Raw genomic sequence first — 6,798 nt, 5'->3', positions numbered from 1 at the left:
ACTCGTAATGAGCAGGTCGCGGGTTCAACTCCCATCGTCGGCTAACTTTCTTTCTAGTTCCCTTAAGTGCCTTCGACATCCCAGCCACTCGTATTTGACCACAATTCAGTCCACGCAACGGTGGCGTGGTATGCGATGCCTGTGCAGAATTAAAGGGTACTTCTGCTTCAGGGCGCCTGAGGACGTTCTGTATACTGTTAGATTGTTTTACTTAGATTTGGTTTTGTGAATTATCCATCGGAAACATTGTCTTGACTTTTTACCACCCTGGTTTAGAATTGAAGCAATAATTGGTGGGTAATCCTCCATATTTCTTGCTATTCTGCATTTATCCCTCCCCCAGCCTTTTATAGCTGTTCAATGTGGTGTTTGATTGGAACAGACAGCTCAAGTGACACTTGATAGAGAGATACTCCCACATGGCGGAATGTCGTTCATCACCGGTGCAGGTCGAATAGCGGGCTGACGGAAGGACGTGAGATAGCTTATGAGACGCAAGCACGGCTGGCCACTGTTCATAATGTTTGCCCTGTGTATTCTATTTTATTACTTCGGCGAGATTATAATCTTCTTTAAATTGGACTATTTGCGCCTGGAGATCTTCTATACGGTTCACGACCTGCAAAGAGTTTCTTTTCTGGTGCCTGTTGTTTATGCCAGTTATCATTTCGGGACAAAGGGAGCGGTTGCCGTCACCGTCCTCACTTTCCTCTCATTCCTGCCGCGGGCTCTCATCTATTCCCCATATCCGGACCCGTTATTGAGAATGTCCGTATTTTCGGTCATAGCCTGTATCATTGGTGTTTTTACTGCAAAAACGACGGCAGCATTGAGTTCGAGTGAGGAACGATTCCGGGCAATCGCTGATTACTCATACGACTGGGAGAGCTGGATTGGGCCCGACGGAAAACCTGTTTGGATCAGTCCTGCCATTTCCCGTTTAACAGGGTACTCTGCAAACGAATGCTTGGCCATGAATGATTTCCCCATACCCTTTATCTATGAAACCGACCGTGACAGAATGACTCGAATCCTTGCAGAAGCGGTTAAGGGCGTAAGTTGCGACAACGTTGAATTCCGTATTCGATGCAAGGACGGGAGCATGAAATGGGGAGGGGTATCGTGCCAACCCATCTATAACGCGTGCGGAACCAACACAGGATACCGTTCAAGCGTTCGTGACATCACCCGACTCAAGCAGGCGGAGGAGTCCCTTCTTTCATCCCTTCACGAAAAAGAGCTCCTCATCAGGGAAGTGCATCACCGAGTGAAGAACAACATGCAGGTGATGTCAGGCCTTCTCGATCTCCAGGCATCATCAAGCGGGAACCCGGAGCTGATAGAAATGTTGAATGGAAGCCAGAGAAGGATCCGGGCAATGGCCATGATACATGAAAGGCTCTATGACTCAAAGGATTTCACAAGAATTGATCTGGCCGCCTATGCGAGAACCCTGTCGCGGAAGCTATTTCAAGCGTACAAGATCAATCCGGGGAAGATAGATCTGGTCATCAAAGCGGATAGCATCGTTTATGTGGACATCAGAAAGGCGACGCCCTGCGGACTGGTTCTCAATGAATTGATCTCCAACGCCCTCAAGCACGCATTTCCGGGGGATGAACCGGGCAAATTGGAGATCATCATCGGCGAAACAAAGGGCACAGAGATAGAGATCCTGGTCCATGATAACGGATTGGGCCTCCCGGACGATGTTGATATCCATCAATCAAGGTCCGTGGGGTTGCACCTGGTGAACGGACTGGTGACAAACCAGCTTTATGGCCAGATGGAGGTACGGCGGGATGGCGGAACACAATTCCGGATCACGTTCCCTTTATCGTTTGTTGAAGGAGGGGAGGAACATGATGAGAAACAAGAACATCATGGTAGTGGAAGATGAATGGGTCGTTGCCGACCAGATTTGCAGGGACCTGGAAGATTTCGGTTACACGGTCTGGAAGGTGGCATCCACGGGTGCTGAAGCCATCAGCAAGGTCAAAGCGGAAAAACCCGATCTGATCCTGATGGATATTGTTTTAGAGGGTAAGATGGACGGCATCGATGCTGCCGAACGGATCATCTCACAGTTCGATGTCCCTGTCATTTATCTTACCGCTTACACCAACGAGGTATATATAGAACGGGCAAGACAGACAAGGCCTTTCGGCTACCTGCTCAAACCTTTTGAAAAGAACGAGCTCTATACCAACATTGAAATGGCCCTCCACAAGCACGGGGCGGATAAAGAGGTCAAAGACTACCTCGACCGTCTGATAAAGTGCTTCAAGGGAACCATTGATGCCGTATCGGGGGCGTTTGAATTGCGCGGTCCCTATACCATCGGTCACCACCGGCGGGTCGCCCAATTCGCACAGGCCATCGCCGGGGAAATGGGATTGACTGACTTCTCGGTGGAGGGGCTGTCTCTGGCGGCATATGTCTATGACGTAAGCTTTGTGGATATACCCTCTGACATCCTTCAGGATTCCGGACGGTTGACGGGACTCAAGTTGAACGCCTATCATGCGTATCCGCAGCTGAGTTACAACATATTGAAAGAGGTAGATTTCCCCTGGGCCGTCGCTGACATTGTCCTCCAGCATCGGGAGCATTATGACGGTTCGGGCTTTCCTAAGGGGACCAGGGGAGCGGACATCCTTATTGAGGCCAGGATTCTCTCTGTTGCCGATGCCATTGAGGATCTGACCAGCCATCGGTCCTTCCGGAATGCCCTCACCTTAAAACAGGCCCTTGATGAAATAGAAGCCCACCGTGGGTCGCGGTATGATCCCGATGTCGTGGATGTCTGTCTAGAGCTCTTTGGCGGGAAGGGAACTACGATAGAAAGTTAAGAATTACATCTTGAGATCCGGCATATTCGTCACGGTCGACTGGTTGTATAGTACAGAAGTAACGTAGCATCAATGATCAGGCCGCTGCTGCTACACCGTCATCAATCGATATGGGAACTCCCCAAAAACCGTTCTGTTGCTATCCGCAATCAATACGGGGGAGCGGTCATTTGCCCCGAAGGATGTCCATCCAGCGCATCGGCTCATGTTCGCTGACCTTGCCAGGATAGACCTCCTGGTTGTCTTGAGAAGAACCGCCCCGGACAACATTCCGACCGTACAGCACTCGCAAACCGTGAACTGAGGGACGCATGGGCGCTTCGTCATCGGGGGGACATTTCTTTAAAAACCTTATATGCCTCCATGAATGTCGGAAACCCGGCCGTCTGGATTATGAGAAGCAGCGTATGCATGATCTCTTCGTTGGTTGCTCCGGCCTCTTTTGCCCTGGTGATATGAGTCTCAAGGGCTATTTTGTGATTGGTGGCGCTTGAGACGGCCACCTTGATAAGCCATCTGGTCTTCTCCGGCAGAGGACCCGATCCTTCATGGATCTGTTTCCCCAGCGTTTGGTGTGCTTCATAGACATCGGGGAATTCCCTCTTGAACTTCTTGAAAGAACCGTGAATATCTTCCATGGCCTTCCTCCTTTGATCCGATTTTGGTGATCTCTTAGTGATGAGTATAGCCCTGTATCTCCTTGTGTCAACCGCCCGATCTGACCCATTCACAACAGTGGGGGCCGGTTTTCCCGGCTCAGGCGTGCTTCAAAAGCACAGGAGGCTCTTCCGATATTGATTCGTCGACCCTTGACAATACCCCGATACGGGTCTATACCATGAGATACGGTTGACACCTAAAACAAACGGAGGAAGGGACATGAAACTAAGTGCACGCAACGTATTAAAGGGTAAGGTAAAGGCAGTTAACGCAGGCGCAGTCAATTCAGAGGTAGTTATCGAGGTTGCAGGCGGGGCGGAAGTTGTCGCCATCATCACAAAATCGTCGGCGGAAAGCCTTGGTCTTACGAAAGGGAAAGATGTGTACGCGGTGATCAAAGCCACAAATGTAATGGTTGGAGTCGATTAGGTCTTCTCCGGTCCATGCTGCAACTGGATAACGGTGGCAACATGGACCATTTTTTTCCTCACCCCAGCCGCCTGAACGCCGTTGCTTTTATCGCGGCATAGACTTCATTTCCCTTCGCTATCCCCAGTTCCTCAACCGCCTGTCTGACAACCTCCGCTACGAGGCGCTGTCCCGCGCATTCCAGTTCCACTCCCAGCCTGCGGCCTGATTCAAAAATATCCGTCACACGGCATTGCAAAAGATTGCGAGCGCTGATCGCCTCGGGATGACGCTTGAAGAGAATAATATCTGTGGATAAGAGCTCAAAGAATACCTCGGGCAGATCGCTGCCCCCGGAAATGAACAATTCCTGTTCTCCCCAACCGTAAACGTAGAGACCGTCGAGACGACGCAGGGCCTTAAGTTTGAGGAGATTCACGTAACCAACTTTGCTCTCCCCCATATACGCCCGCGCCAGTTCCTCCAGTGTCATCTGGCTGGCAATTCGTCCTTCGGCAACGCTCAGCACCTTTTCCGTCATGAGTCTCATTTCAGTCAGGGAGTGTGAGATAAAGAGATAGGGGATACTAAACGTTTCACAGGCACTCTTCAGAAAGGGGATGATCTGGAACTTTAGACTGTCGTCGAGGGCTGACAATGGTTCGTCCATCACCAGGAGCCTGGGGTTGGAAAGAACTGCGCGGCCTATGGCCACCCGCTGCTTCTCGCCGCCCGAGAGGTTCCTTACCCCCCTCTGAAGCAAATGGCCGATCTGCAGCACCTCTACAAGGCTGTTCAGTTTGATCTTCCGATTCTCCGGGTTGCAGCGCTTGTAGCCATAAAGCAGGTTCCCCTTAACGCTGAGATGGGGGAACAGATGGGGACGCTGAAAGACCATCCCGATGCGCCGGTGCTCCACCGGGATGTTCACTTTTTTCCGGCTGTCGAAGATATCTTCCCCATCAAGGGAGATGACACCCCGATCCGGGTGGTTCAACCCCGCAACGAGTCCCACCAGGGTAGATTTTCCGCTCCCCGACGGGCCAAAGAGACCGATCCGTTCACCCCCGACGGTAAAGTCCGCATCAAGAAAGAAGGTGCCGAACTGCTTTTTCACTGCGACCCGCAGTTCCATATCAGTCGCCCCTCACCATGCGCCTGCCCAACCATTCATGAAAGATGAGCATGGCTATCGAGATGCTGACCGAGACGGCACAGAGGGACAACGCCATGGCATCGCCCCGTGGCGAGCTGACATAATCGTAGATGGCAAGGGGGATCGTCTGGGTGACACCGGGGATATTACCGGCAACGATAATAGTGGCCCCGAATTCCCCGAGCCCCCTTGCGAACATGAGGACCGAACCAGCGATGATCCCCCGCATTGCAAGCGGTGCAATCACGGTTACTATGGTATCGAACCATCCTGCGCCAAGGGTCCTGGAAGCCTCGATAAGCCGCACGTCGATCGTTTCCATGCCGGTCCGGATCGACCTTACCATGAGGGGAAAACCAACCACTGCCGTGGCAATGACCGCGGCCCGCCAGGTGAAGATCACTCTTATGTCCAGCGGCTGCAGCACCATTTTCCCGATGAAACCCTGCTGCCCCAGGACCAACAGCAGGAGGTACCCGACCACCACGGGTGGCAGCGTCAGGGGAAGATTGACGATCACGTCCAGGACAACCTTGCCCCGGAACTTCCGGTACGTCATGAGGTATGCGACGGCGAAGCCGAAAGGAAGCGACAGCAGGGTCGCCACAACGGCGACCCTTACTGACATCAGCATTGCCGAGTAATCGGTGGGGGTAAAACCGAACATGGAAGATTATTTCACCGCAAAGCCATATTTGGCAAGAATCTTTTTTGCCTCGGCGGATTGGAGATAATTGTAGAATGCCACGGCTTCAGTTTTCTTGCTGCCCGTCACCGTCAGACCCGCCGGATAGGTCACCCTTGGATATAAATCCTGCGGCACCACGAAAAGGATCTTCACATTCTTGGCCAGCAGGGCGTCGGTCTTGTAGACAAAGGCTCCATCGACCTCACCGCGGTCGGCGTACATCAGACATTCCCTGACGTCCTTGGCCATGACCAGTTTGCTCTCGAGCTGCTTCTCGATACCCGCTTTATTCAAGGCCTTTGCAGCGTAATCGCCCGCCGGAACACTCTTGGGGCTCCCTATGGCGATCCTATCGAGTTTCACCACATCCTGCAGGCTGCTGATTTTTAACTCAGGCTTGCCCACAAAGACCACTTCATTAAAGGCGAAAGTGGCGATATAGCGCATATCGATGAGCTTCTTCTCCTTCAGGTAATCCATCCACTTCAGATTCGCGGACAAGAAGAGGTCGCTCGGAGCACCGTTCTCTATCTGCTTTGCCACTGAGCCCGAGCTTCCAAAATTTCTCTGGAATGAAACACCGGGGTTCTTTTTCGCAAAAGTGTCCGACAGTTCGGTGGCTGCGTCCTTGAGGCTGGCCGCAACAGACAGGTTAAGGTCGGCCGCAATCGCAGGCCCGGCGAACAATACAAAACAAAATACGCTCAACAGCAGTCTGACCGTGGTCCTCTTCATCTTTTATCCTCCTTGTACGATATTATTGGCAGCACGGGTTCGGTGAAAACTCTTTCCGCCCGTCATCTCCTGACCCTGCGTTATAGCTATATGACTATAACGAATGACAAAAAAACAGGGACAAACATCCTTCACCCTGACATCCACTATTCACTGATGGTGAGGATAACGCCCCTGGACTTCACCAACATGTCAGACTGGTCGTATATCCGGTATGCGGTGAGACGAATCATGGCCTCCATATTACCACAATTTGCCCCACGTGTATAGAGCTCTCTTTGACCTCACCCAAAAACCGC

At 51.9% G+C, this 6,798-nt stretch carries 7 protein-coding genes; 3 read left to right on the top strand and 4 right to left on the bottom strand.

The window, feature by feature from the left end:
- Nucleotides 1-766 precede the first annotated feature (766 nt).
- Nucleotides 767-1,900: a histidine kinase dimerization/phosphoacceptor domain -containing protein gene (locus PHC90_13920; protein ID MDD3847441.1), complete on the top strand. Its 1,134-nt coding sequence runs from the start codon at nucleotides 767-769 to the stop codon at nucleotides 1,898-1,900.
- Entirely contained in the window at nucleotides 1,863-2,852 is a 990-nt protein-coding gene (locus tag PHC90_13915) for a response regulator (protein ID MDD3847440.1), read from the top strand. The genes PHC90_13920 and PHC90_13915 overlap by 38 nt, the downstream gene beginning before the upstream one ends.
- Before the next feature lie 323 nt (nucleotides 2,853-3,175).
- Here the strand turns inward: PHC90_13915 and PHC90_13910 are convergent, their stop codons facing one another.
- The gene (locus PHC90_13910) at nucleotides 3,176-3,490 is read right to left on the bottom strand and encodes a carboxymuconolactone decarboxylase family protein (protein ID MDD3847439.1); all 315 of its coding nucleotides are present in this window, start codon (nucleotides 3,488-3,490) and stop codon (nucleotides 3,176-3,178) included.
- A 241-nt stretch (nucleotides 3,491-3,731) separates the two neighbouring features.
- On the opposite strand from PHC90_13910, the gene PHC90_13905 reads away from it, so the two are divergent.
- Nucleotides 3,732-3,941, top strand: coding sequence for a molybdopterin-binding protein (locus PHC90_13905; protein ID MDD3847438.1), 210 nt, complete (start codon nucleotides 3,732-3,734; stop codon nucleotides 3,939-3,941).
- Between the two features lie 58 nt (nucleotides 3,942-3,999).
- On the opposite strand, the gene modC is transcribed toward PHC90_13905, so the two are convergent.
- Genes modC through modA form a run of 3 tightly spaced genes read right to left on the bottom strand, consistent with a single transcriptional unit; the run spans nucleotide 4,000 to nucleotide 6,499 of the window.
- Complete coding sequence (modC, locus tag PHC90_13900; protein MDD3847437.1) at nucleotides 4,000-5,055, bottom strand: molybdenum ABC transporter ATP-binding protein; 1,056 nt, start codon at nucleotides 5,053-5,055, stop codon at nucleotides 4,000-4,002.
- 1 nt (nucleotide 5,056) lies between these two features.
- Entirely contained in the window at nucleotides 5,057-5,743 is a 687-nt protein-coding gene (modB, locus tag PHC90_13895; protein MDD3847436.1) for a molybdate ABC transporter permease subunit, read from the bottom strand.
- Between the two features lie 6 nt (nucleotides 5,744-5,749).
- A complete protein-coding gene (gene modA, locus PHC90_13890) occupies nucleotides 5,750-6,499 on the bottom strand; it encodes a molybdate ABC transporter substrate-binding protein (GenBank protein MDD3847435.1) in 750 nt (249 codons plus the stop codon).
- Nucleotides 6,500-6,798 lie beyond the last annotated feature (299 nt).

It is taken from the genome of Syntrophorhabdaceae bacterium, from assembly GCA_028698615.1.
Classification (GTDB): Bacteria; Desulfobacterota; Syntrophorhabdia; order Syntrophorhabdales; family Syntrophorhabdaceae; genus Delta-02.
Note: the sequence above shows the minus strand (reverse complement) of the source record. Positions and strands in the feature narration are given on the sequence as shown.